The sequence below is a fragment of the Algoriphagus boseongensis genome (genome assembly GCF_004362805.1).
Classification (GTDB): domain Bacteria; phylum Bacteroidota; class Bacteroidia; order Cytophagales; family Cyclobacteriaceae; genus Algoriphagus; species Algoriphagus boseongensis.
The window spans coordinates 24,854-49,608 of sequence record NZ_SNYF01000010.1 but is presented as its reverse complement, the minus strand read 5'-3'; the positions used below and the strand labels follow the sequence as shown (position 1 = coordinate 49,608).

Genomic DNA, 24,755 nt, shown 5'->3' with positions numbered 1-24,755 from the left:
TAAATACAGAAGTCATGAAACTATTTGTTCAAAAATTCTTCTTAATAGCTTTGGCAATTTTGTCCATGGCTTCATTGAGTGCTACTGCTCAAGTAGCAACCAGTGTTAATCCATCTGGTTATGGAGATAGACAGTTCCAAATGGATACTGTTTACTCTGTTAAGAAAATCCGGGAGGATGACAAGATGTACCAAATTTCGGTTTGGAGAAGAATTGACCTCAGAGAAAAGTACAATCTTTCTCTTTATGGATCAGGTGACAACAAAGCAAATGGAATTGTAAACCATATTTATAAAGCTGTAGTAGATGAAAATGCCTTGGAAGTATTTGCCGATGAGAATTTCACTACGCCACTTTCAATTGCTGAATTCCAGGAGAATTTCTGGTTATCTGCAAATGGTGACTCCATTTTCGTAAAGCAATTGTATTACCTAGATTTCAAAGAAGACTTCGTATTTGAAAAGCATCATTCCAAGACAATCTTTGATATAAAGTATATTGAATTGGTAATGCCTTCTATTACGAATGCTAATGCAGGTCAAAAAACGATCGCTTATATCCGTTACAAAGACTTCGTAAATTATTTTAAAAACCATCCTGAAGCCCGTTGGATTAATTTCCAAAACATTTCAAAAAGCCTTACTTACGATGAGGCTTTTGAATCAAGGTTGTTTAGATCAGTTGTTCGGAGATTTACAAACCCTGATGAAGCTTTGATTGCGGATTTAGTTGATGGAGAACATCCTAACCCAGAAATGCAAGCCTATTTGAATTCACTAGCTTTTGAATACAAACTATTAGAATTTGAAAACGCTCTCTGGGAGTGGTAAAAATATAAAAGGGGCTTAGGCCCCTTTATTTTTTTCTTTCCAGTCTATCAGTGTTTTTGCCTTGCTGGCTCCGATCACCTCAGTTAATTCTTCAAGACTTGCCTCTTTAATTTTTTTCACTGATTTAAAATGCTTGAGCATTTTATCGGCCGTATTCTCTCCAATACCTGGAATAGCTGTCAGTTGAGTTCCAAAAGCATTTCTGCTCCTGACTTTCCTGTGAAATGTAATAGCGAACCTGTGTGCCTCGTCCCTGATCCTTTGCAAGAGTTTTAGGCTTTCCGATTTTTTATCGATATGAATTGGGTATGAATCTCCTGGGAAGTAAATCTCTTCCAATCGCTTAGCAATTCCAATGATTGGCATTTTTCCATAAAGTCCCAATTCCTGTAATGCCTCAACTGCAGAGGATAGCTGCCCTTTTCCTCCGTCAATTACTACCAACTTTGGAAAAGGCTTCCCCTCTTCCTCTAACCTTTTGTATCGGCGAGTTACAATTTCTTTCATACTGGCAAAGTCATTTGGACCTTGAACAGTTTTAATATGGAAGTGTCTATACTCTTTTATCGCAGGTTTTCCATTCAGAAAACACACCATGCTAGCCACTGGGCTTGTCCCTTGAATGTTGGAGTTATCAAAACATTCGATGTGGTCTGGGATTTCTGGAAGGCTTAAATCTTGCTGGAGTTGCTTGATTACCCGGTCTTTTTTGTCTTGGTTTAGGCCTTGGAGTAGAGCCTTTTCTTTTTTATAGTATAAAGCATTCTTCAGGGACAGCTCTATGAGTTTTTTCTTATCCCCAATTTTCGGGACACTTATATTCAAACCTTCAATTGGATTTTCTAAGGTGATATTTATCAATGTTTCCTCAGCATCACTTTGAAATTGGTCCTGAAGCCTTACCAAGGCTGTTAGGAGAAGCTCTTCCTCTGATTCGTCGAGGCGCTTTTTTAACTCAACATTTTTGGAGGTAATCATCGCTCCATTTTTGACCCTCATGTAATTCACGTAAGCAGTCTTTTCATCTGCTACCAAAGTGCAAACATCGAGGTTTGAGATAGAAGGGTTGGTAATAAGAGATTTAGCTTGGTATTTTTCTAAGAGATCCAGCTTGTCCTTCATTCGCTGGGCTTTTTCAAATTGTAAGTTTTCGGCAAAAGCCTGCATCTCTTGCTTAAAGTAGTTCTTTGCTAATCCTAGGTTACCTTTTAGGATATGCTTGGCATGCTCTAAATCTTTCAGGTAGTCCGCTTCCTTTTGAAAACCAACACAAGGGCCTTGGCAATTTCCAATGTGGTATTCCAGACAGACTTTATAATTTGATTCTGCGACTTTATATGGAGATAAATCGAGCTTGCAAGTTCTTATGGTGAATAATTCCCGGATTAAATCGAGAACATTATTCATCGCCTTCACGCTGGCAAATGGACCAAAATATGTGCCTCGCTTAGGAATAAGCTTTCTTGTTTGAAAAATCCTTGGAAAGTTTTCCTTCGTTACCAAAAGGTAAGGATAGGTTTTATCATCCCGGAGTAGGATGTTGTATTTGGGCTGGACTTTTTTGATCAGGTTATTTTCGAGAAGCAAGGCGTCGAGCTCCGAATTGACCAAGGTGATTTCAATTCTGCTGATTTCTTTGACCATCCTTCTGGTTTTCAAATTGCTTCCAGATAGCTTATTGAAATAGCTGCTGACCCTTTTCTTGAGACTCTTTGCCTTGCCTACATAGATCAATTCATTTTCCCCATTAAAATATTTGTAAACCCCGGGATGATCCGGGAGCTTTAAGTGATCTTCTGGCAAAAATGAAGAGGATTGCATGGGCTAAAATTAAAAAAACAGACCGTGTTTCGATCTGTTTTTTAGGATTTGATTAATGTAGATTTTAAAAATCGTTTTTCTTGGAATCGTAATCAAAGTCTGCAAATCTCTGACTTTCCTGTTCGTATTTATCACAATCAATTTCAATACTCAAGGGTCTTTCAGGTCTAGGAAAAGGACCTTTGGTATAACCAAGAGATGGATCTGCATACACTTTACTCATATATTTCACCCAAATAGGTCTTGCGGTTCTGGATCCCTGACCCGCCGTCCAGCTTCTAAAGTGAATGGCCCGATCATCACCACCAACCCAGGTGCCTGAAACCAAGTCTTTACTTACCCCCATATACCAGCCGTCAGAGGCATTTTGGGTTGTACCTGTCTTTCCTCCTAATTCATTTCCCTCTCTCAAAGTCCATGGTACACCTTGAGATGTACCTGATTCTTCCTCAAATCCACCCCTAAGCATATAAAGCATCAAATAGGCATGCTCTTCGGTCATTGCCGGGCGTTTTTTAGGAGTAAATTGTTGGATTACGTTTCCGTTCTTGTCCTCAATGCGGTCAATATAAAACGGTGTGGTATGCTCTCCTTTGTTCACAAAAGTTCCAAAGGCGCCGACCATTTCAAAAACCGAAACATCGTTGACCCCTAAAGCCAATGAGGGAACTTCTTCCAAATCACTGGTAACCCCAATTCTTTTGGCAGTTTCTACCACGATTTTTGGGCTGAGTTTTTTCATCATATAAGCCGTCACCGAGTTGACAGATTGGGCCATTGCCTTTCGGATGGTCATTTTTTCATAGGAGAATTTTCCATCAGCATTGGAAGGACTCCAAGCAGGCTGGCCTGGAATGTAAACTTCCACTGGCTGATCAACCACAGAGTAGCAAGGGCTGTATCCGTTTTCAATGGCTGCTGCATATACGAAAGGCTTGAAAGTAGAGCCTGGTTGACGCTTTCCTTGTCTTACGTGGTCAAATTTGAAGTATTTGTGGTCAATCCCACCAACCCAAGCTTTGATATGTCCGGTGTGGGGATCCATACTTACAAAGCCGGTTTGAAGAAATTTCTTGTAATACCTCAAGGAATCCATGGTACTCATCAACGTGTCGATTTCACCTTTTTCCCATGAAAAGACACGCATTTTTTTCTTTTCATTCAGTTTAAGATTGATCGAATCAGTATCGTTACCATAGCGGGTTTTCAGCAATCTATAGGCTTCAGTTCGTCTTACCGCATCCTCAATGAAATTTGGGATCACTTGCCAGTTTTCATCTATCCAAGGCTCTCGAGTACCCATTTCTTTATAAAATGCTTTCTGGAGATCGGACATATGCTCAGAGACAGCTTCCTCAGCATAGCGCTGCATCCTACTGTCAATTGTCACATAGATTTTGAGCCCATCACCAAACAGGTCATAGGACGAGCCATCAGATTTTAGGTTCTCTTTAGCCCATTTTAACAAATCCGCCTTTACCACTTCTCTGAAATAAGTAGCCAAACCTTGATTATGGTTTTGAACCTTATAGTCCAATTCTATAGGCATCTTTGAAATGGAATCATATTCAGCCTCTGTAAGGAAATCATTTCTTACCATCTGGTACAAAACCGTATTCCTTCTTCTTAAGGAATTCTCCGGATTGAAGACTGGGCTGTAATACGTTGGTGCCTTAAATAACCCTACCAAAACTGCTGATTCCTGGATTTCTAATTGATCTGGATTTTTATTGAAAAAAGTTCTTGCTGCAGTCTTGATTCCATAAGCGTTGGAGCCAAACTCGGATGTGTTTAAATAGAGCGTTAGAATTTCATTTTTGGTATAGGCTTTTTCCAACTGAGTAGCCACGATCCATTCTTTGGTTTTGATAATCAGCATTCGGAGTCCCGGGATGTTGCTTAGCATTCCCTGACTAGCCTCTGTTCTGGTTTTAAAAAGGTTTTTTGCAGTTTGTTGGCTAAGTGTTGATCCACCACCTGCATCCTCACCCAAAATGATGGACTTGAAAAATACCCTAAGCATGGCCTGAAGGTCGATGCCTGAGTGATCCTCAAAGCGCTCGTCTTCTGTTGCAATCAATGCTCTTACCAAATTCGGAGAGAGTTCCTCATACTTTACCGGACTTCTATTTTCTCTTGCGTAAGTTCCTAAAAGCACCCCGTCGGCTGAATAGAGTTCTGAAGCCAATTCGCTGTCGGGATTTTCCAAAGCTTTGAAATCAGGCAAGGAGCCAAATAGGCCTAGAAAATTCACGCTCACCATCCAAACAAAAAGGATAAAGAGAATCAGGCCGCCGACAAAGGCAAGCCAAAGGTATTTGATGGTTTTACCGGCCCAAAGTGGAGTAGTTGGTTTGGCAGATTTGGACATAAATTAGAGATACAAGCTGCGGAAGAATGTCAAATACTCTTCCACATTTTTGGTTTTGTTCAGGATTTGGAAATTTTCAATAGAAATAAAGAAGGATTTCTTTTTTACCTCATCTTGCATTCCTTCAGATTTGAAATCCGAGATGAATTTTTTGTAGTAGTCTAGTGCTGATTCAGAATTGGTAAACGGACTGATGATGAAGATGGGTTGCTGAGCTCCCATGTTCATATTACCTGTTCTCAATCGTGAATTCTTGAAATTAGCTGAGTGGAAGTTTTCTAAATCACCCAACAAATTTTTAGCCTTTTCAAGTTCATCAGGAGTCAATCCGATCACAAAGATATGGGTTTGGGCTTCATTTACTTTGTATGGAGTGTTTTCTGGAATTTGTCTTCCTGTTGACTCCTTGACATTTTCTGCCTGCATTGCTGAAGAATCCACTTTTGCCAATTTATCAGCATTAAGGGCTGCTAATTCCTCTTCGGAGAGCAAAGGTTGGAGCATATTTCTTGCCAAAGTGACCAGCTGTTCGTCCTTGGTATTTTCGATATAAGCTTCCAATCGTCCTCGATATCTTTCTCTGGATTCAGTTTTCCCACTAACCATAATATCCAGAAGCAATAGTTTCTCGGTATTTCTGGTAAGTGGATATTGTTCCAAAGTAGATCTGATCAGCTGACTTGCCAAGGAATAATTTCCAGAATAATAGGCGTTGTAAGCTTGCTCATAGCCTTTGGAGGATTCTACAGCAGCCAAATTTCCAGAAGCCGCATCAGGGTTGTTCACCGAATATGTGTATTGGGATTCGGGAAATTCGCGATTGAGTCTGGATACATATTGCTGAAAATTTCCCCCGGTATCTTTTTGACCCAGATAAAGTAAATAGTAGGCCTCTGGCTTTTTGGAGGAATTGGGATAAGTTCGAATGAGAGTCTCCAGGTTATCAATACTCATTAAAGGCTCATTCAATTCGAAATACAATAATTTCCCCAATTCAAAATAAGATTCTTCTAATTCCTGGTTCAGTTGATTTAGAGATTCCGGTGAATTCGGGATTTTTGTTAAAATATTTTCCAGAGTAGGTAAGGATGCCAGGATTGAATTCTCCTGTTGAGAAGTGGAATCTATAGAAGCAACCGGAGCACCAGTCTGACCCGAAGTTTGGAAAATGGCAGATCTTCTTCTCCAGTTATCCTGAAGTGGTCTGTTACCCCAATTCCGGTTAAATTCAATAGCACCCTGTTGCATTGCAGCTCCATTGTCAAAATAAAAACTTGATCCTGTTTCTCTTCCGCTAAAGGCCAGTAGGTTGTTGAAAATATTGCTATTCTTTGGCTGTTCCTGATTGGAAGCCTCACGAATCAGTCTTTCTTCCTCACTTTTTATAAATGCCAAAGCAAAAGCCTCTTGCTCTTCAGGAGACTTAGAGGCCAAAAAGATTAAACTATCATTGAGTTCGATCCGCTCTTGGTGAAAGACAAATTGATCCAGAGTTACTTTTCGGCTTTGAATCTCTAGGGCTATTGGATCGTCTTTTTTGATAAAAGTTAAGGCGCTGTCCAGATAATATTTGGTGGCCCTATAATCTTTGAATTCTTCCAGATTAATTTCTGCCAGCTTTTGATAAATGTATCCTTTGATTCTTGGATTGCTTCCCGGCTCTTTAGCTGCCTGATGAAGAAGGTCCAAAGTCAATGGGATGTCTCCTTGTTTTTCTTCAAAAAGTGCTCGCTCATAAACCACGACATCTTTAAGATCCTTGTTTTTGCTGTCGGTGTACAGGTTATCGTAGTAATTTCGGACCCGTCTTAAATCTTTGGAAGCATTAAGTTCTGCTACCTGTTGCGCATAAAGTGTTGCAAAAAAACTTCTTTCATAGGGAGGGTTCCCGTCCAAGGAACGATTGTAGTAGTCATACGCCAAGGCATCCAGTCCTTCTCTTTGGTATCGTTGAGCAAGGATAAAATTAATCCTGGACTTTTCTTTTGGATTATCCACATACTCTAGCGCTAGGTCTAAAGCTCCGATCACTCCATTAGGATCCATCCTTACCTCGTAATAATAGGCTAGAGTTCGGTAAAGCTCGTATCTGTTTTCGTCATTGATCCCTGATTCTTTGGATAAGTAATCAATAGTGAAGTTGGCATTTTCATTTTCTCCTCTATCGATATATAGGCGTAAAAGACTGATTAGAGCTTGGTGCCGAAGATCTTTGTCCTTGCTGGTGCTGTTTACATACTTGAATGCGTTTTGGGCATCGTCCTGATGGGCTTGGATGTAATCGATTTTTCCCAAAAGAAAATAACTGTCATCTACCCATTTGGAGATTCTATGCCATTCGATAGCCTTTGAAGACAGGTCTCTTGCTGAATCCAGCTTTTCTTTGTTTTGCTGAATGGTGGCTGAGTCGATTGGAATAAAAACTGGAAGAACTTGCGTATAGTCTTCTTTATAATTAACCCTAACTTCATTCTCCACTTCCTTAATCTTCACATCAGCCAGATAATAAGCATTGAAATGGGAAGTTAAATTGTGAAAGGCTCTATTGGTAAACGTGTTCTTTTCTGAAGAACAGGCTGCTACAAAAATTAAAAGGGCCGCTAACAGGCCAGAGATTTTCCTCATTTTAAAATAAACCCAAATAGAGTACCAAAATAGCCTTTTTGACTTACTTATTGAACGTTCTAATCGATCTAAAATTGAATTAGGCTTAGGTAAATGGGTATCAGGTGGCTTAAAATTCCTTAATTTGAATAGATGGAACCCGAAAAGACCGATAAAAAAAATAATTCTGAAACTGGCCCTCCGGTTTATGTTAAATACATAGGCCTGTCTTTTCAGCTTTTTGGGATCATTGGTGGCGGAACTTGGCTGGGTTGGTGGATACAGCAAAAAAGTGACCTCAAGTTCCCGGTTTGGCTTTTGCTTTTCAGTTTTTTATCGGTTGGGATTGCATTTTACCAGCTTTGGCTATCCATGAAAAGAGATGGATAGGCAAATGTCCTTCTAAATAAAGGAGTACTTTTGTGAAAAGTTTTCCAAAATGGCATTTACCAAAAATCTTCATTTCAGGTTTTTTCTCCTATCCCTCGGCTTGGCAGGTTTGATCTGGATTTTGCAGCAAATTTTGCCAGGGATTATTCACGAGCGCATTTGGCACATCCTTATTTTCCTCTTTTCTTTCTTTTTCATGATCAATTTGTTGAATACTTTTTTGATCAAGCTACTTCCTGAAAATTTCTTTCATATCTCTGTTTTGGCAATGATATTAAGACTAATAGGTTCTTTAATCTTCATTGGAGTAGAAGTTTGGCCTCAAATGGAAAATATTATTTTGTTTATAGCCGATTTCTTTGTCATTTTTTTGTTCTACTTAGTTTTTGATATATACGCCTTTCTGTCTAACTTGCGGCCGATTTCGAAGTAGCCCCCAAAAAGAAGAGTTGATGACGCGTAAATTATTGGCCTTAAGTCTTTTATTTTCAGCTATTTTGCTGACGCTCTCCAATCCGACATTTGCATCCGGATCAGAAGAAGACAAGACAAGCTTTATCATGCACCACGTGAAAGACTCACATGAGTGGCATTTTGCGACCTTGGGGCATACTCATATTACCCTCCCTTTACCAGTAATTGTTTACTCTTCTGATAGAGGTTTGGAGTTTTTCTCTTCTACCAATTTTCAAAATCATGAGACTCATGCATTTGGTGAGGAATATGCTTATGAAGGGTATTTTATAGATGAGCATGATCATTTGGGAAGAGTAGATGGAGCAAGTTTCATCGAGTTTTCCATCACAAAAAATGTGGTCATGATGTTCATCGTCATGATTCTTTTGGCTTGGGTTGCTCTTTCAGCGGCTAGTCATTACAAGAAAAATGGTTCTGCAGCTCCAAAAGGTGCAGCTTCCTTGATCGAGCCAATTGTGATTTTCGTAAGAGATGAGATTGCTCACAAGTCTATTGGTCCAAAGTACAAGAAGTTTGTGCCTTACCTGTTGACTTTATTCTTGTTCATTTGGTTTGGTAACCTCTTAGGCTTGATGCCTGGTGCAGCCAACATGACAGGTAATATCGGTATCACCTTCACTCTTGCCATCCTCACTTTCATCTTGACCAATATCAATGGAAATAAGGATTACTGGAAGCACGTATTCATGACTCCTGGAGTTCCGATTCCAATGTTGTTGATCATTGTGCCGGTAGAAATCATTGGTTTGTTTACCAAGCCATTTGCCTTGATGGTCCGACTTTTCGTGGCGATCACCGCAGGTCACATTGTAATCTTGGGCTTTATTGCTTTGGTTTTCATCTTTGAATCTTACGCTATCGGCGTAGTGAGTACTTTGATGGTGACCTTTATTAATATCATCGAATTGCTTGTAGCTACGATTCAGGCTTATGTATTTACGCTTTTCACAGCGATGTACATCGGTTCGGCTGTTGCAGAACATGCACATGATGATCATCATTAATTAGAAATTTCTTTGTTCAATTATATAAATACAACTCCTATGTTAATGTCTATCTTGTTGACTGCTGGTTATGCTCTAATGGGAGCAGGTATCGGTGCTGGTATTGTTGCGATTGGCGCAGGCCTTGGCATCGGTAGAATCGGTGGTCAAGCAATGGAATCTATTGCTCGTCAGCCTGAAGCTGCTGGTAAGATCCAAGGTGCAATGTTGATCATCGCAGCTTTGATCGAAGTAGTTTCCCTGTTCGCAGCGGTAATCTGTTTGCTGATCGCCTTGAATATCGCAGGTATCAGCTAATCAAAAATGGAAAGGGATTGGCGCTAGGCCTTTCCCTTTTCTTTCTGTTTTTATTGAACAATCTGAAATAAATCTTATATCATGGATTTGATTACTCCGAGTTCCGGTCTCATTTTCTGGCAGCTATTTGGCTTCCTCGGTTTGCTATTTATCCTGATCAAATTTGCTTGGAAGCCTATGCTTGCAGCACTGGAAGAGCGGGAGACTAGCATCGAAAATTCTCTTAAAGCAGCAGAACAGGCCAGAAATGAAATGGCTAGCTTGAAAGCTGAGAATGAAAAGCTTTTGCAAGAAGCAAGATTAGAAAGAGACATCATTTTGAAGAAAGCACAAGATGCTTCTGTCAAGATGATTGAGGATGCTAAAAACGAAGCTTCTAAAGTTGCTGCTCAGCAAATCGAAAACGCTAAAGCCGTAATCGAGACTGAGAAAAAAGCTGCTTTGGCTGAAGTGAAAAATCAAGTGGCTATTTTGACTCTTGAGGTAACAGAGAAATTATTGAGAAAGAATTTGTCTTCTGACAAGGCTCAGAAAGAGTTGATCGACGAATTCGTGAAAGACGTAAAGCTTAACTAATCCTCCATGTCCAATCATAGAGTAGCCTCCCGCTATGCCAAATCAATTTTGGAATTGGCCATCGAACAAGGTCAATTGGAGGAGGTATTTGCAGATTTCAAAGCCTTGGAAGAAATGGCTAAATCCAGCAGAGAATTAGTTCTCCTGATGGGCAACCCAGTGGTATCCTCTGAAAAAAAGCTTAAAGTTTTGAAAGCTTTATTCGCAAATGGTTCCTCCAAGCTTACTTCAACTTTCTTCGAGATCGTATCCAGAAAAAACAGGGAAGGCGTTTTGATGGACATCGCAAGCGAATTTGTATTTCAATACAACAAATTCAAATCAATCCAGGTAGCTGAATTGACTACTACAATCGCAATTGATGCTGAGCAGAAAAAGCAATTTGTAGCCTTGGTGAAAGAAATTACCGGAATGAAGGAAGTTCAATTAGTAGAGAAGGTCAATCCGTCAATCATTGGTGGATTCGTTCTCAAAGTTAACGATCGTCAATTAGACGAATCTTTGAGCAGTAAGTTGAAAGCACTCCGCGTTCAGTTTACTCAAAATCATTACGAAAAACAGTTTTAACGAATATATCTAATCGTATCATATCATGGCAGAAGTAAGACCTGATGAAGTTTCGGCCATCTTGAGAGAACAACTCTCCGGTGCCAGAACCGAAGCCGAACTAGAAGAAGTGGGAACAGTCCTCCAAGTAGGGGATGGTGTTGCGCGTATCTATGGACTTTCCAAGGCTCAGGCTGGTGAATTGCTAGAGTTTGACAATGGTCTTAAAGCAATGGTGCTTAACCTCGAAGAGGATAACGTAGGTGCCGTTCTTTTTGGAGACTCTAAAGAAATCAAAGAAGGCGACACCGTAAAAAGAACCAAGAAAATTGCTTCTATCCAAGTAGGTGAAGGTATGCTTGGCCGTGTTGTCGATACTTTGGGTAACCCAATCGACGGTAAAGGCCCTATTGCTGGTGACCTTTACGAGATGCCTTTGGAAAGAAAAGCTCCTGGGGTAATCTATCGTCAGCCAGTAACAGAACCTCTTCAAACTGGTATCAAGTCAATTGACGCGATGATTCCGATCGGAAGAGGACAAAGAGAATTGGTAATCGGTGACCGTCAGACAGGTAAGACCGCAGTAGTTATCGATACTATCATCAACCAAAAAGAATTTTACGATAGAGGCGAGCCTGTATTCTGTATTTATGTTGCGATAGGTCAAAAGGCTTCTACCGTTGCTGGAGTTGTTGCTGCTTTGGAAAAAGGTGGTGCACTTCCTTATACTGTAATTGTTGCAGCTTCTGCTGCTGATCCTGCTCCAATGCAGTTCTTCGCTCCATTTACTGGTGCTGCTATTGGAGAATTCTTCAGAGATACCGGACGTCCTGCACTGGTAGTCTATGATGACCTTTCTAAGCAAGCTGTTGCATACCGTGAAGTTTCTCTTCTACTGAGAAGACCTCCGGGACGTGAAGCTTACCCAGGTGACGTATTCTATCTTCACTCAAGATTACTGGAAAGAGCCGCGAAAATCAACAAGTCTGATGTCATCGCGCAGCAGATGAATGATCTTCCTGAGTCTATTAAGCCTTTGGTAAAAGGTGGAGGTTCATTGACCGCTCTTCCGATCATCGAAACTCAAGCTGGTGACGTTTCTGCTTACATCCCAACCAACGTAATTTCCATTACTGACGGTCAGATCTTCTTGGAAACTAACTTGTTCAACTCAGGTATCCGTCCTGCGATCAACGTAGGTATCTCTGTATCTCGAGTAGGGGGTAACGCACAGATCAAGTCCATGAAGAAAGTAGCTGGTACCTTGAAGTTGGATCAGGCTCAGTTCCGTGAATTGGAAGCTTTCGCTAAGTTCGGTTCTGATCTTGATGCATCTACCAAGCGTACTATCGAAAGAGGTCGTCGTAACCAGGAAATTTTGAAGCAGCCTCAATACGCTCCAGTTTCCGTGGCACATCAGGTAGCTATCATTTATGCTTCTACGAGAGGTTTGATGGATAGCGTTCCTGTAGAAAAGGCTAGAGCTTTCGAAAAAGAATTCTACACTCTTTTGGATGCTTCATATCCAGAAGCACTTCAATTGATCCTCAAAGGTGATATTGATGGAGCTGGAAAAATCTTGGCTACTGTAGCTGCAGAACTTTCCCCTAAATACGCAAAGTAATTGATTTTATTCCCGGCAGGATTTGACCTGCCGGAATCATATAAAGTACAAAGCAATCTCTGATGGCTAACCTAAAGGAAGTAAAGCAAAGGATCAACTCGGTCATGTCTACCCAGCAGATCACGAAAGCCATGAAAATGGTTTCTGCTGCTAAATTGAGAAGAGCGCAGGACAAAATCGTCCAAATGCGTCCTTATTCCCAAAAGTTGACTACCATCCTAAACAACGTCTCCGCTTCTGCTGAAGGAGCTGCTGACATTGTTTATGCTACTAAAAGAGAAACCAAAAAAGTTCTCCTTGTTCCGATTACTTCTGACAAGGGACTATGCGGAGCTTTCAACACAAACATTATCAAAGCTACCAATGCTGCGATAAAAGGTCAGTTTGCTGAAGCTGAGGTAAGTATCCTTCCTTTGGGCAAAAAGTCTTTTGAATACTACAAAAAGTCATCCTTTACCTTGGTGAATTCTTACTATGGTGTTTTCCAAAATTTGACTTTTGATACCGTTCGTGAGGCTGCAGAATACGTGATGAACAGTTTCGTGGCTGGAGAATATGATCAGGTATTCTTGGTTTTCAACGAATTCAAAAACGTTGCTACCCAAATCGTACGAACTGAGCAGTTTCTTCCAATGGCTCCAAGCGAATCTTCTGAAGTTAAAACTGCAGAAACTGATTATATCTTGGAACCATCCAGAGCTTATATCATCGAGGAACTAGTTCCTACTTCCCTGAAAATTCAGTTTTATAAAGCGGTTTTGGAAAGTAATGCCTCTGAGCATGGTGCTCGAATGACTGCCATGGATAAGGCTACTGAAAATGCCGGTGAATTGTTGAAGGAATTGAAATTGATGTACAATAGAACCCGTCAGGCGGCGATTACCAACGAAATCCTTGAGATCGTTGCTGGTGCAAATGCCTTGGGAGGTAAGTAATCACAATAGATCCAAATTCAGAACCACAGCTCTAAAGGCTGTGGTTTTTTATTTTACCTGATTTATTATTTCCGTTTTAATGGCTAGTTTAATTGGATACAAAAGACCCTGGCCATGAAGAATTTATCCTTACTGATTTTCCTGTTTGGAATTGGATTACTTTTTCCCTCCTGTTCCTCAAAGCCAAAGGAGGAAAAGAAACCCAATATCATCTTTATTCTTGCCGATGATATGGGCTATGGAGACTTGAAAGCCTTTAATCCCGGAAGTAAAATTCGAACCCCACACCTGGACCAATTGGTAAAGGAAGGGATGATATTTACTGATGCCCACACCACTTCCGCAGTTTGTACTCCTTCTAGATATGCCCTGCTGACTGGAAGATACAATTGGAGGAGTAGCTTGAAAAAAGGTGTTTTAACAGGAGAATCCATGGCCTTGATTCCAAAAGAAAGAACTACAGTTGCCTCTCTCCTGAAGTCAAAAGGGTACCAAACCGCTTTTGTCGGAAAATGGCATTTAGGCTTGGATTGGGCCTTAAAGGTGGATTCCATAAGTCAAATCGGAGCTGGGGAATCTGTTAATTATGATTTGGTAGATTTCTCCAAACCTGTCCAAAATGGCCCCAATACCTTGGGATTTGAGTACAGCTATGCGCTTCCTGCTTCCCTGGACATGGCGCCATATGTCTATGTAGAAAATGGGAAAGTAACCCAAGAACCTGACAGAGTTACAATTGATGAAGGAGAATATTCCTGGTGGAGAAAAGGGCCAACTTCCCCTGATTTTATCCACGAGGAGGTTACCCCAAACTTTTTTACGAGAGCTATTCAATACATAGAAAATCAATCAAAAGAGGAAGAACCATTTTTCCTTTACTTGGCATTACCCTCTCCTCACACTCCTATTCTTCCTAGTGAAGCCTGGCAAGGAAAAAGTGGGCTACTTCCTTATGCCGATTTTGTCCTCATGATTGATGATTACATAGGTCAAGTCAATCAGGCCTTGAAGGCAGCTGGTATAGAAGAAAACACCTTGGTTATTTTTTCAAGCGACAATGGGTGTGCTCCTGCAGCAGGTTTTAACAAGTTGGTTGAAATGGGACATTATCCCAGTGCTCATTTCAGAGGGCATAAAGCTGATATCTACGAGGGTGGGCATCGGGTTCCTTTCATAGCCAAATGGCCTTCAAAAATTAAAGCGGGCTCTTCAAGAAATGAAACCATCTCATTGATTGACTTTTTTGCTACAGTTGCAGAGATAGTTGATTATTCAATTTCGGATCATGAAGGAGAGGATAGCTATTCTTTGCTTCCTCTTTTTAATTCAGAAAATCAACCTAATGGGTTTCGGGAAGCCACAGTTTTCCACTCGGTGGATGGAAGCTTTGCAATTCGAAAAGGAGATTGGAAACTGATTCTTGCCAAAGGTTCTGGAGGCTGGAGTTTTCCAAGGCCTGGTGATCCTGCCGAAGCTGATCTCCCAGAAGTCCAACTTTATAATTTGGCCATTGATCCAGGAGAGGCAAAAAATCTGGAAGCGGAAGAAAAGGAAAAGGTTCTGGAATTGAAGCAAACTTTGATCCGTTATATTCAGGAAGGGAGAAGCACTCCCGGGATTCCACAGTCCAATGATTCTTTCGAAGGAGAATGGAAACAAGTTTGGTTTATGAATGAGGAATAGAAGTTTTCCGGATTAGGCGATAAAATTTTTTCCTTCTCCTAATCCGGATTTCTTTTTACATCATGATTCTTCTGGCAATAACCTGAGCCATAATGGTCAATCCTTCCTTGTTAGGATGTACCCCGTCAGGAAGTAATTCTGGTTTATCCATCAAAGGCGTATATAAATCAATCACCTCAGCACCTGACTTTTGGATAATGTCAAATAGCATCAGCCGCTGCTCATTGTGCATGACCTCTGGGTTGATTCCAAAATTTACGCGAGTCACAGGTACCGGAATGATGATATAGATCTTTCCATCTTTGGGCATGTTCTCCCGGAATTCGGCGATCATATCCAAATAGTCTTTGACAAAATCCTCCTTATGAGCCCAGTTTTGAGGCTTTGAATCATTGGTCCCGAGTTTGATCAACAGCACATCAGGATGAAAATCTTTTGCTTCTTGAAACTGGGGTTCATTCCAATAAGGGAAATCCCCTTTACGAAGCATCGTCCTTCCGCTAACTCCAAAATTTTTCACTTCGTAAGCATCTCCAAGCAAAGCTCCGACTTGAAGCGGGTAGCTATCTGGATTATCCCGACCAGGACCTTGGGTAATGCTGTTCCCGACGAAGGCGATTTTTATCGGGGCTTGGCCAAAGCAAATTGCACTAAATAAAAGTGCAATCAGAAATAGTGTAGGTTTTTTAAACATGTTGAGCAAAACGGTTAATGGGTTTGATAGAATTGATTTGAGTTTATTTTTCTCAAATTAAAAAAAGATGTTCAGAAATTGACTTTCGGTGATTATCGATCAACTGATCGGTTTTATTTTTAGGCAATGAAGCAATTAAAATCCCTTTGGATTCATCTCACCTGGCTTTCTATAGATGTGGTTTTGGGGGCAATTGCAGGGCTATTGTTCTTTTTTAAACTGTTTAGGGTAAACTTGGACCCCAATATTTTTCTTTTATTGGGACTTGCTGTTTGGGCTATTTACACAGCAGACCATTTGCTGGATGCCAGAAATGCGAAAGAACTTATCACTTCCCGACATAAATTTCATCAGAAATTTCAAAGTGTACTTCTAATAGCTTTAGGGCTAGTGGTGGCCTTTGGTTTAGTCTATGCTTATCTGGTATTGGGATGGAGCAGAGAGTTTTATCTGAGTTTGATTTTTGGAGCTACCATTTTTCTAACCATGGTTTCGTTGAGAAAGGCGGGGAGATTGGCGGGAATTTTAAAAGAGATCAGCACCTCCATTTTTTACGTCTTGGGTGTGGCCTGGATTCCCTTACTGAGGGCCGACTCTTTGGACATTACCTGGCAAAGTCTAACTCTCCTCTTGTTTTACATCCTTTTGGCATTTTTGAATCTTTTGATGCTTTCTTTTCTAGATCGAAAAGAAGATCAAGTTCAGGGGTTTGTTTCTGCCGCAAGCATTGTTGAGCCGGATAAGTTGATTTTGGGAATCAGGCGGTTAAGTTTTCTGATCATTTTTGGAAGTTTTGCTTCATTTATATTATTCTCCTCCTTTTACAGACCTTATGCATGCTTGATTCTTATGATGACATTTATGCATTTTTTCAGTTTTTTTAATCCCAAACTTTCCGCTCATACCAAAAGGATCCGAACGGAAGCTTCCTTTTTTCTTCCTTTCCTTTTACTCGCTTTATGAAAGATTCTTATCGGGTTTTGGCTCCGGTTTATTCCAAATTATCAGCCCTAGCTTTTGGAAAGACCAGGGAAACAGCCTCGATTTCATTTCTCGAAAATTTGGAAGGAAAAAGAATCTTGATCATCGGTGGGGGAGACGGAAATGCCTTCAAGCCACTGGCAAAAAGCCTGAATGGATACTATTGGGAGCTTTCTCCCAGCATGCTCCATTTGGCAAAATGGAATTTGAAAAACTCTGGTCTGAGCTTTCATTTGGGGGAATTTCAAGGGGGTGAAAAGTTTGATTTCATTTGCCTTCCCTTTGTATTGGATACTTTTCTTGATGAGGAGTTTCCGGAATTTTTGCAAAAAATTCGGGAATCCTTAACTCCCTCGGGAAGGGTAATTCTCAGTGATTTTTTCCCACCACAGCATCTTTCCCAAAAGCTTTTTCATAAAGGAATGATTTGGTTTCACCGAATAATGACTAATCACCGAAGAAATGATCTTCCTGATTATCCAAGTTTTTTTGATCAAGCAGGGTTTTCTCTTTTAGAAGAAAAAAACTGGAAATCGGGATGGATAAGAGCTCGGTTGTATAAGCTAAGGGAAGACTAATCTGCTTTGGCTTTGGAATCAAATCGGATAAAAATATAGATCCAAATAGTTCGGCTTAATCGGAAAAAAATGGGCAGCAATAAAATGGAGGCTATTCCCATCAGAATTAAAAGTGTAACAATAGAGAAGTTTGAGGTTAAATAGGAATAAATCACCCAGACTAAAATAAATAGGGCTGTATTCATTGCATAACTGATAAACATCGCCCCAAAATAAAATCCGGGTTCTGGTTCGAAGGTTTGTCCGCAAGCTTGGCAAACAGGATTCATGGTGAAAAGGCTACCGAGTCTTTTAAAATTGAATGGGACAAATAGACTTCCTTTTCTGCATTTGGGACAGCGGCAAGAGAAAAGACTCGGGACTAAGGACGGAGAATTTTTCAATTTCAAAAAATTAGTAATTGGCTTTTTGGATGGTCTTTTGGATCAACTGATCAAAATAGGATCCATTTCCCGGACCATACCAATTCATTTCCCGTACTTCATGGAAATGCTCATCGTAAAGTTGATCCGGTGTGATGTACCCAATATATCCTCCATTGAATACCGTCACTACTAATTTTAATCCTTCACGTTGGGCCAATTCATCCCATTGCTTGTAAAAAACACCAGAAAGCTCTCCGCTTGAAGCAATAAAAAGAATATTTCCCACCTGGGTAATATCTAAGTGGGGATTGGTATCTCCCACCAAATAGTTGAAAAGCCAGGGACGGATTCTCAAATTATCAGAAATCCTGAGGTGTGGTTCCCGAAGAGAAATATCCAATCTGGAAAATCGAAGCGATTGCCTTTTGTTGGAGGCGAAGGAGGTCATTCGCAGCCAAATGGTGGAATCTAGCCCGCCTACATATTCCTGTAGATTATCTAAACTTTTTCCTTTTACTGTTGGTCGATGACTCCCAACTGTCCCAGCAGCATACAGGGCAAACTCGTAATCCCTCGCCTCCATTTTTTGAGTGAGGTATTTGGGATAATCTCCTGAAAGACCCATGAACTTCGGTTCCAAGCAGGTGGCATGAGCTGAGAAGGTGAAGAATACAGCTTTGGTCTGATCTTTTTTGGTGAAAATCACCTGCCTTACAAAAGGATCAAAGGGATCATCCTTGACAAATCGATTGGAGACGAATTTTTCAGCATTCGTTTTTCTAAAAGAAATGGAAACCGTGTCTTGGGATTCCTTTGCTGACTTAAGAGCCTGGATACTTTTTTCAACCATCAAGTCCACCACTTTTTGATCGTAGCCACCAAAGGCCATTTCTCCTACAGGACCGGGCATGTATCCTCCCATGCCTGAATGGGTATGAGTGGCAGTAAAAATCAATTGATCCAAGTCTATTCCAGACTTTTTCACTCCTGACTCTACGGCTTTGGCAAGTTCTAGATGAACAATCAAAAGTTCGAAGTTTAGCCAGGCGATTTGAGTTTTTCCATTACTCAGAGTAAGAGCTTTAACAAAACTACTATCCTGAACAAACTCATAAGGACCCCTCGGGGCATAACCAACCAAGTCTACTGGTTTATCAGGGGTCATGTTTGCCTTGGCCCAGCCAGCCAGCCAAACATCTCCATTAGAGCCGGACCAAGCAGAATTTTCCAGTCTGGAGAAAGTTTCCTTATAAAAATCCTTTTCAGCTATCGAGCTCCTATCGACTGTGGTAATGGTGGAAACTCCTACAACCAGAATTAATAGAAAAGCCCAAAGAAGGATCTTTAGGGCTTTTTTACTTGCTGAGGAAGAATTTTTCATGAATTAGAATTTGTAAAAAATCATTTCGGGGAAATTCAATCACCAATATATATTTCTAAATATTGAATACTTAATATTCAAAGGTTCCGTATTGGCTCTGGATGGTTACCTTTTTCCCAGATTCCATAGGCTCTACCCGTCCTATGATTTGTGCTTCTACTCCGTAGGATTCGGCTATGTCAATGATTTCTTCTGCATAGCGTTCGTCTAGATATACTTCCATTCTATGACCCATATTGAAAACCTTGTACATCTCTTTCCAATCCGTTCCACTTTCCTCTTGGATGATTCTGAACAAAGGTGGGGTTTCGAAAAGATTGTCCTTGATCACATGGACATTGTCTACAAAATGGAGGACCTTAGTCTGGGCCCCACCGCTACAATGAACCAATCCATGCACATGTGGACGCATGTAATTCAGAACATCCACCATGATCGGTGCATAGGTTCGGGTTGGGGAAAGAACCAGTTTACCCATATCCACAGGAGCACCCGGAGCAGGATCGGTTAGGTTGTACTTTCCGGTATAAACCAATGATTCTGGCACAGCAGGATCAAAGCTTTCAGGGTATTTACTTTTTAAGATTTTATTGAAAACATCATGTCGGGCAGAAGTAAGGCCATTGCTACCCATTCCTCCATTGTATTCTGACTCGTATTTTGCCTGACCAAATGAAGCCAATCCTACTATTACATCGCCCGCCTGAATCGTATCATTGCTGATGACTTCATCCCTTCTCATTCGGCAAGTCACTGTGCTATCCACAATAATGGTTCTCACCAAATCACCCACATCAGCGGTTTCCCCTCCAGTCAAAACCACATTTACTCCATTGTCTCGGAGCATTTGTAGCACTTCCTCAGTTCCTTGGATAATGGCTGAAATCACTTCACCTGGAACAAGGTTTTTATTTCTCCCGATCGTTGAAGAGACTAAAATATTATTGATTGCTCCTACGCAAAGTAGGTCATCCGTATTCATGATGATAGCGTCCTGAGCGATACCTTTCCAAACACTCAAGTCACCTGTTTCTTTCCAATAGAGGTAGGCCAAAGAGGATTTGGTTCCTGCTCCATCTGCATGCATGATGTTGCAGAATTCAGGGTCATTACCAAGAGTGTCCTCAACGATTTTGCAAAAAGCCTTGGGGAAAAGTCCTTTGTCCAACTTGGAGATTGCATTATGGACGTCTTCTTTGGATGCGGAAACACCGCGCTGCATATAGCGCTCGTTCATAGCGAAGGAAAGATTTGGTTAGGACAAAGGTAAACCATTTAAAAATTGAAAGATTGAAAAATTGAAAAATTGACTCGAATTAGCCATTGGCCTCTGTAATTAGCCGGAGACCTTCTAGAGTCAAGTTTTTGTCTACTTCGTCAAAGACATCTTTCAGGTTGGTCAAAATCGAGGACAATCCACCGGTAGCGATAATGGTGAAATCCAGTTGAGTTTCTTTCTTAATTGCTTCAATCATTCCTTTTACCAATCCGGTATAGCCATATAAAACCCCAGATTGAATGGCTTGAATAGTGTTTTTGCCTAGGGCCGACTCGGGTAATTTAAGCTCTACTTCAGGAAGCTTGGAGGTGTTCATGAAAAGGGCTTTAATGGCAGTTTGAAGGCCTGGAACGATATTTACCCCCATAATATTCCCATCTCCATTCACTGCCGTAAAGGTTAAAGCAGTCCCAAAATCCACCACGATTACCGGTTTTTTGAAACGGATATGGGATGCCATCACATTACACATCAAATCTGAGCCAATTTCATTTGGTCGGATGGCCTTAACCGGGATTTTGGCAAAGCTAGATGGCTGGATTAGGTAGGGCTTTATTCCGAAATAACTTTCGCAGAATTGCCCCAGAATTGAATTGATCTCAGGAACTACCGAGCTGAATCCGATTTTTTCGATCTGAGAAGGCGCAATTCCATGCTCCAAAAAATATAGAGGTACTTTTTTGCTCAGTTGTGAAATAAGTCTTGGGGTTTTGGTTTCCAATCTGAATTGATTGGTCCAGGTGCCGCTTTTTTCATCAAAAAGTGCAAAAACTACATTGGAATTGCCGGCATCAATGGCTAAAAACATTCGTTTCTCAGGTTTTGACTAATTTAGCCTAATCGAAAAGAAATAACCAAATCCTATTCTACAAACGCTTATGTATACCCTTCGAGAAGGAAAAGTTGAAGACCTCCCTCAAGTATTGGACTTGATCAAAGAATTGGCACTTTATGAGAAGGCTCCGGAGCAAGTGACCAATACTTTAGAAATGATGGAAGCGGATGGTTTTGGTCCAAATCCGGTTTATGGTTTATTCGTTTGTGAAAAGGAAAGCACCAGTAAAATCATTGGGATAGCCATTTATTATTACCGCTATTCCACTTGGAAAGGCAAGCGACTTTACCTGGAGGATTTGGTAGTGACAGAATCTGAGCGGGGAAATGGAGCAGGGAAACTCCTTTTCGATAGAATTTTGGCAAAAACCCTTGAGGATGGCTGTACCGGGATGATGTGGCAAGTCTTGGATTGGAATGAGCCTGCAATCAATTTTTACAAAAAATATGGAGCCTATCTCGAAGCAGGTTGGCTGAATGCCCATTTGCAGGATTATGAAATAAGAAAAATGTTGGATGCTGGATAAGGGATGTCTGATGAATCAGACATCGGTCATCCAACTTAATCCTCTACCTTTGTGAAATGAAACAGAAACCATTTAGCGTTGTCTATGAGGACAATCATTTGTTGATTGTCAACAAAGCCGCTGGGATTTTAGTCCAAGGGGACAAAACTGGGGATAAAACCCTAATCGATTATTGCAAAGAATATATTGCTGATAAATATCAAAAGCCGGGGGCAGTTTTTCTTCATCCAGTTCATCGCTTGGATCGACCAGTGAGTGGCTTGGTTGCTTTTGCAAGGACTTCAAAAGGTCTTGAAAGAATGATGGAGCTTTTCCGAAAGCGAGATATTCACAAAGTTTATTGGGCAATTGTCAAAAGACGTCCCAAAGAGGAAATGGGGAAATTGACGCACTGGTTGACCAAGGATGAAGCCAAAAATGTAGTCACAGCGCATGAAAGAGAAGTGTCGGGTTCTCAAAAGGCAGAATTGAATTACAAAGTTTTAGGAACGCTGAATGACCATTGGCTTTTGGAGGTCAGACCGATTTCCGGGAGACCTCACCAAATTCGTGTGCAGTTGGCTTCCATGGGTTGTCCGATCCGTGGTGATGTGAAATATGGATTTCCAAAACCAAATCCGGATGCCAGCATCAATCTGCATGCCTTCCATTTAGTCTTTGTTCATCCGATCAAAAAGGAGAAATTATTCATGCGGGCAGCTTTGCCTGAAAATGAATTCTGGGAGCAGTTTTTGGAATTTGAGGAAATCAAAGCCAAGGATCAGCACTTGGACAATACCTTTTCTGGGTAAATTATTTTGAACAAATATTCCATCAAGCCAGGAGATATGAGAAACTTTCTTTTTCTGATTTTTGCTACTCTGATTTTATTTTCCTGCGGGACAAAAAATCAAACCAAAACCATCTATATCGTCCGACATGCTGAAAAGCAGTTGGAAGGAAGTGATCCGGATCTTTTGCAGGTGGGCCAAATTCGGGCAACCAAACTTGCCCAAATCCTTGAGGACAAAGAAATCAAGCATGTTTATTCCACTGATTATTTGAGGACTAAGAATACTGCCCGTCCAACGGCTGAAGCTGCAGGTGTGAAGGTGGAGATTTATGATCCTCGAAATCAGGATGAATTGGTTGAAAAACTTAAGGCTCTGGAAGGAAATGCTCTGGTCGTTGGCCATAGTAATACCGTTAACAAATTGGCCAATTACTTTGTCGGTGAGGGAGAGCAATACCCAGATTTAAATGACATTGAGTACGATTATATTTTTGTGGTAACCCTGGAAGCATCCGGGGAAAAGGTGGAGAGAAAACTCTACAAGGATTTTTAGGATAAAAATTTCCTAGCACATTCAATTCCTTTATCTTAAATGTCAAGAAAAGGAATTTATGAATAGGGAAGAAAACCTCAGCCAGCTTGAAGACACTTCCAAGGTTTGGGATATTGTTGTAATCGGTGGAGGTTCATCAGGATTGGGTGTGACCTTGGATGCAGTTTCCCGAGGTCTTTCTGTGGCACTTTTTGAAAAGGCTGATTTTGCTAAAGGCACTTCCAGCAGAAGCACCAAACTTCTTCATGGAGGAGTAAGATACCTTGCTCAAGGTGATGTGTTGTTGGTTTTAGAGGCTCTTCGAGAAAGAGGCAGAGTGATCAAAAACGCACCGCATCTCACTCATAAGCAAGCATTCATCATTCCCGTTTATTCAAGACTAGAGAGAATCAAGTACAGTGCTGGGCTGAAGGTTTATGATTACATGTCTGCCAATCTCAGCCTAGGGCCATCCCGCTATATTTCCAAAGAAGAAACTTTGAAAAGGATGCCTGGATTAAAGCCCAAGGGGCTATTTGGAGGCATCGTGTACTACGATGGGCAATTTGATGATGCGCGATTGGCTTTGGCCATTGCCCAAACTTCTGACCATGCGGGCGCCTGTATTTTGAATTATACCAAGGTAACCTCCTTGCTCAAAGACTCTGAAGGCAAGATCAACGGAGTGAAAATTCAGGATGTGATTTCCAAAAAATCCTATCCAGTCAAGGCAAAAATGGTGGTAAATGCCACAGGCGTATTTGCAGATAAAATCCTTCAGATGGATCAGCCGGATGCTACAAAAACTATCCAGCCCAGTCAGGGAATCCATTTGGTGTTGGATTTAGATTTTCTGGGAGGTCAGGATGCCCTGATGATCCCCAAAACCAGAGATGGGCGAGTGCTTTTTGCAGTTCCATGGCATGACAAATTAGTAGTTGGGACTACGGATACTCTTCGGGAAAAACCAAAATTGGAACCTGAAGCCTTGCAAAAGGAAATAGATTTTGTGCTTCAAACTGCTGCCGGATATTTAAGTAGAAAACCTACCCGGGAGGATGTGAAAGCTGTTTTTGCAGGCCTGAGACCTTTGGCCAGACCTAAGGAAGGAAGTACCAAGACCAAGGAAATTTCAAGGTCTCATAAGATCATTGTTTCTAAAAGCGGTCTGGTTTCTTTGACTGGAGGGAAGTGGACTACTTTCCGGAAAATGGGGGAGGACACGGTTGAATATTTTCCAAAAGTCACCGGGGAAGAATTGGCCCCTTCCCGGTCCAAGGATATTTTACTCAATGGATTTACCAAAGATATTCCCAAAGGGCACTGGTCAGTTTATGGATCTAATGCGCAATCCATTCAAAAATTAGCGGAGGAAAACCCCGAGCTTGCTGAAAAAATCCACCCAGATTTCCCCTACATTCTTGCAGAGGTGGTTTGGGCAGTCAGACATGAGATGGCCATAAAAGTTGAAGATGTACTTTCCCGAAGAATTCGACTTCTGATATTGGATGCCCAAGCGGCATTGAATTCAGCCGAAAAAGTGGCGAAAATCATGGCTTCTGAAATGGGAAAAGATGAGCCTTGGATTTCCCAAGAATTGGAAGATTTCAGAAGTGTTGCCGAAAAATATTTACTTAAAAAATAACCCGAAACA

At 41.0% G+C, this 24,755-nt stretch carries 23 protein-coding genes; 15 read left to right on the top strand and 8 right to left on the bottom strand.

What is annotated here, in order from left to right; genetic code table 11:
• Positions 1–14 precede the first annotated feature (14 nt).
• On the top strand, positions 15–830 hold the full coding sequence (gene porN, locus DFQ04_RS16960; RefSeq protein ID WP_133558071.1) for a type IX secretion system ring subunit PorN/GldN: 816 nt from the start codon (positions 15–17) through the stop codon (positions 828–830).
• Positions 831–845: 15 nt separating this feature from the next.
• Here the strand turns inward: porN and uvrC are convergent, their stop codons facing one another.
• From uvrC to porW, 3 genes are all read right to left on the bottom strand, one after another.
• Positions 846–2,651, bottom strand: coding sequence for an excinuclease ABC subunit UvrC (uvrC, locus tag DFQ04_RS16955; protein WP_133558069.1), 1,806 nt, complete (start codon positions 2,649–2,651; stop codon positions 846–848).
• Positions 2,652–2,715: 64 nt separating this feature from the next.
• The gene (locus tag DFQ04_RS16950) at positions 2,716–5,022 is read right to left on the bottom strand and encodes a penicillin-binding protein 1A (protein ID WP_133558067.1); all 2,307 of its coding nucleotides are present in this window, start codon (positions 5,020–5,022) and stop codon (positions 2,716–2,718) included.
• Between the two features lie 3 nt (positions 5,023–5,025).
• Entirely contained in the window at positions 5,026–7,647 is a 2,622-nt protein-coding gene (gene porW / locus DFQ04_RS16945; RefSeq protein ID WP_133558065.1) for a type IX secretion system periplasmic lipoprotein PorW/SprE, read from the bottom strand.
• Positions 7,648–7,779: 132 nt separating this feature from the next.
• Between porW and DFQ04_RS16940 the strand changes: the two genes are divergently transcribed.
• From DFQ04_RS16940 to DFQ04_RS16905, 8 genes are all read left to right on the top strand, one after another.
• Positions 7,780–8,016 carry an AtpZ/AtpI family protein gene (locus tag DFQ04_RS16940; protein ID WP_133558063.1) on the top strand — a complete coding sequence of 79 codons (237 nt, stop codon included), beginning with the start codon at positions 7,780–7,782 and terminating at the stop codon, positions 8,014–8,016.
• Between the two features lie 452 nt (positions 8,017–8,468).
• Positions 8,469–9,497 carry a F0F1 ATP synthase subunit A gene (atpB, locus tag DFQ04_RS16935; RefSeq protein WP_133558061.1) on the top strand — a complete coding sequence of 343 codons (1,029 nt, stop codon included), beginning with the start codon at positions 8,469–8,471 and terminating at the stop codon, positions 9,495–9,497.
• 39 nt (positions 9,498–9,536) lie between these two features.
• The gene (gene atpE, locus DFQ04_RS16930) at positions 9,537–9,794 is read left to right on the top strand and encodes an ATP synthase F0 subunit C (protein WP_026947636.1); all 258 of its coding nucleotides are present in this window, start codon (positions 9,537–9,539) and stop codon (positions 9,792–9,794) included.
• 81 nt (positions 9,795–9,875) lie between these two features.
• Positions 9,876–10,370: a F0F1 ATP synthase subunit B gene (atpF, locus tag DFQ04_RS16925; RefSeq protein ID WP_133558059.1), complete on the top strand. Its 495-nt coding sequence runs from the start codon at positions 9,876–9,878 to the stop codon at positions 10,368–10,370.
• A 6-nt stretch (positions 10,371–10,376) separates the two neighbouring features.
• Positions 10,377–10,937 carry an ATP synthase F1 subunit delta gene (gene atpH / locus DFQ04_RS16920; RefSeq protein WP_133558057.1) on the top strand — a complete coding sequence of 187 codons (561 nt, stop codon included), beginning with the start codon at positions 10,377–10,379 and terminating at the stop codon, positions 10,935–10,937.
• A 25-nt stretch (positions 10,938–10,962) separates the two neighbouring features.
• The gene (atpA, locus tag DFQ04_RS16915; protein ID WP_133558055.1) at positions 10,963–12,540 is read left to right on the top strand and encodes a F0F1 ATP synthase subunit alpha; all 1,578 of its coding nucleotides are present in this window, start codon (positions 10,963–10,965) and stop codon (positions 12,538–12,540) included.
• A gap of 62 nt (positions 12,541–12,602) precedes the next feature.
• Positions 12,603–13,475: an ATP synthase F1 subunit gamma gene (atpG, locus tag DFQ04_RS16910; RefSeq protein WP_133558053.1), complete on the top strand. Its 873-nt coding sequence runs from the start codon at positions 12,603–12,605 to the stop codon at positions 13,473–13,475.
• Between the two features lie 114 nt (positions 13,476–13,589).
• Positions 13,590–15,158 (top strand): sulfatase family protein, encoded by a 1,569-nt coding sequence (locus DFQ04_RS16905; protein WP_133558051.1) that lies wholly within the window; start codon positions 13,590–13,592, stop codon positions 15,156–15,158.
• Positions 15,159–15,213: 55 nt separating this feature from the next.
• Here the strand turns inward: DFQ04_RS16905 and DFQ04_RS16900 are convergent, their stop codons facing one another.
• The gene (locus DFQ04_RS16900; protein ID WP_133558049.1) at positions 15,214–15,852 is read right to left on the bottom strand and encodes a GDSL-type esterase/lipase family protein; all 639 of its coding nucleotides are present in this window, start codon (positions 15,850–15,852) and stop codon (positions 15,214–15,216) included.
• A 126-nt stretch (positions 15,853–15,978) separates the two neighbouring features.
• Between DFQ04_RS16900 and DFQ04_RS16895 the strand changes: the two genes are divergently transcribed.
• Complete coding sequence (locus DFQ04_RS16895; protein WP_133558047.1) at positions 15,979–16,815, top strand: hypothetical protein; 837 nt, start codon at positions 15,979–15,981, stop codon at positions 16,813–16,815.
• Entirely contained in the window at positions 16,812–17,411 is a 600-nt protein-coding gene (locus DFQ04_RS16890; protein WP_133558045.1) for a class I SAM-dependent methyltransferase, read from the top strand. The genes DFQ04_RS16895 and DFQ04_RS16890 overlap by 4 nt, the downstream gene beginning before the upstream one ends.
• Here the strand turns inward: DFQ04_RS16890 and DFQ04_RS16885 are convergent.
• The 4 genes from DFQ04_RS16885 to DFQ04_RS16870 form a co-directional block, all read right to left on the bottom strand.
• Positions 17,408–17,680: a DUF983 domain-containing protein gene (locus DFQ04_RS16885; RefSeq protein WP_133558043.1), complete on the bottom strand. Its 273-nt coding sequence runs from the start codon at positions 17,678–17,680 to the stop codon at positions 17,408–17,410. The two genes, DFQ04_RS16890 and DFQ04_RS16885, sit on opposite strands and share 4 nt — an antisense overlap.
• A 124-nt stretch (positions 17,681–17,804) precedes the next feature.
• Entirely contained in the window at positions 17,805–19,157 is a 1,353-nt protein-coding gene (locus DFQ04_RS16880; RefSeq protein ID WP_133558040.1) for a neutral/alkaline non-lysosomal ceramidase N-terminal domain-containing protein, read from the bottom strand.
• 70 nt (positions 19,158–19,227) lie between these two features.
• Entirely contained in the window at positions 19,228–20,394 is a 1,167-nt protein-coding gene (locus DFQ04_RS16875) for an AIR synthase related protein (protein ID WP_133558038.1), read from the bottom strand.
• A 79-nt stretch (positions 20,395–20,473) separates the two neighbouring features.
• Complete coding sequence (locus DFQ04_RS16870) at positions 20,474–21,244, bottom strand: type III pantothenate kinase (RefSeq protein ID WP_133558036.1); 771 nt, start codon at positions 21,242–21,244, stop codon at positions 20,474–20,476.
• A 70-nt stretch (positions 21,245–21,314) separates the two neighbouring features.
• Here DFQ04_RS16870 and DFQ04_RS16865 point away from each other — a divergent pair, with 70 nt between their 5' ends.
• The 4 genes from DFQ04_RS16865 to DFQ04_RS16850 are packed head-to-tail and all read left to right on the top strand — an operon-like array spanning position 21,315 to position 24,746.
• Positions 21,315–21,797 (top strand): GNAT family N-acetyltransferase, encoded by a 483-nt coding sequence (locus tag DFQ04_RS16865; protein WP_133558034.1) that lies wholly within the window; start codon positions 21,315–21,317, stop codon positions 21,795–21,797.
• Between the two features lie 56 nt (positions 21,798–21,853).
• A complete protein-coding gene (locus DFQ04_RS16860; protein ID WP_133558032.1) occupies positions 21,854–22,588 on the top strand; it encodes an RluA family pseudouridine synthase in 735 nt (244 codons plus the stop codon).
• A gap of 36 nt (positions 22,589–22,624) precedes the next feature.
• Positions 22,625–23,122 carry a SixA phosphatase family protein gene (locus tag DFQ04_RS16855; RefSeq protein WP_133558030.1) on the top strand — a complete coding sequence of 166 codons (498 nt, stop codon included), beginning with the start codon at positions 22,625–22,627 and terminating at the stop codon, positions 23,120–23,122.
• A gap of 58 nt (positions 23,123–23,180) precedes the next feature.
• Complete coding sequence (locus DFQ04_RS16850) at positions 23,181–24,746, top strand: glycerol-3-phosphate dehydrogenase/oxidase (protein WP_133558028.1); 1,566 nt, start codon at positions 23,181–23,183, stop codon at positions 24,744–24,746.
• Positions 24,747–24,755: the final 9 nt, after the last annotated feature.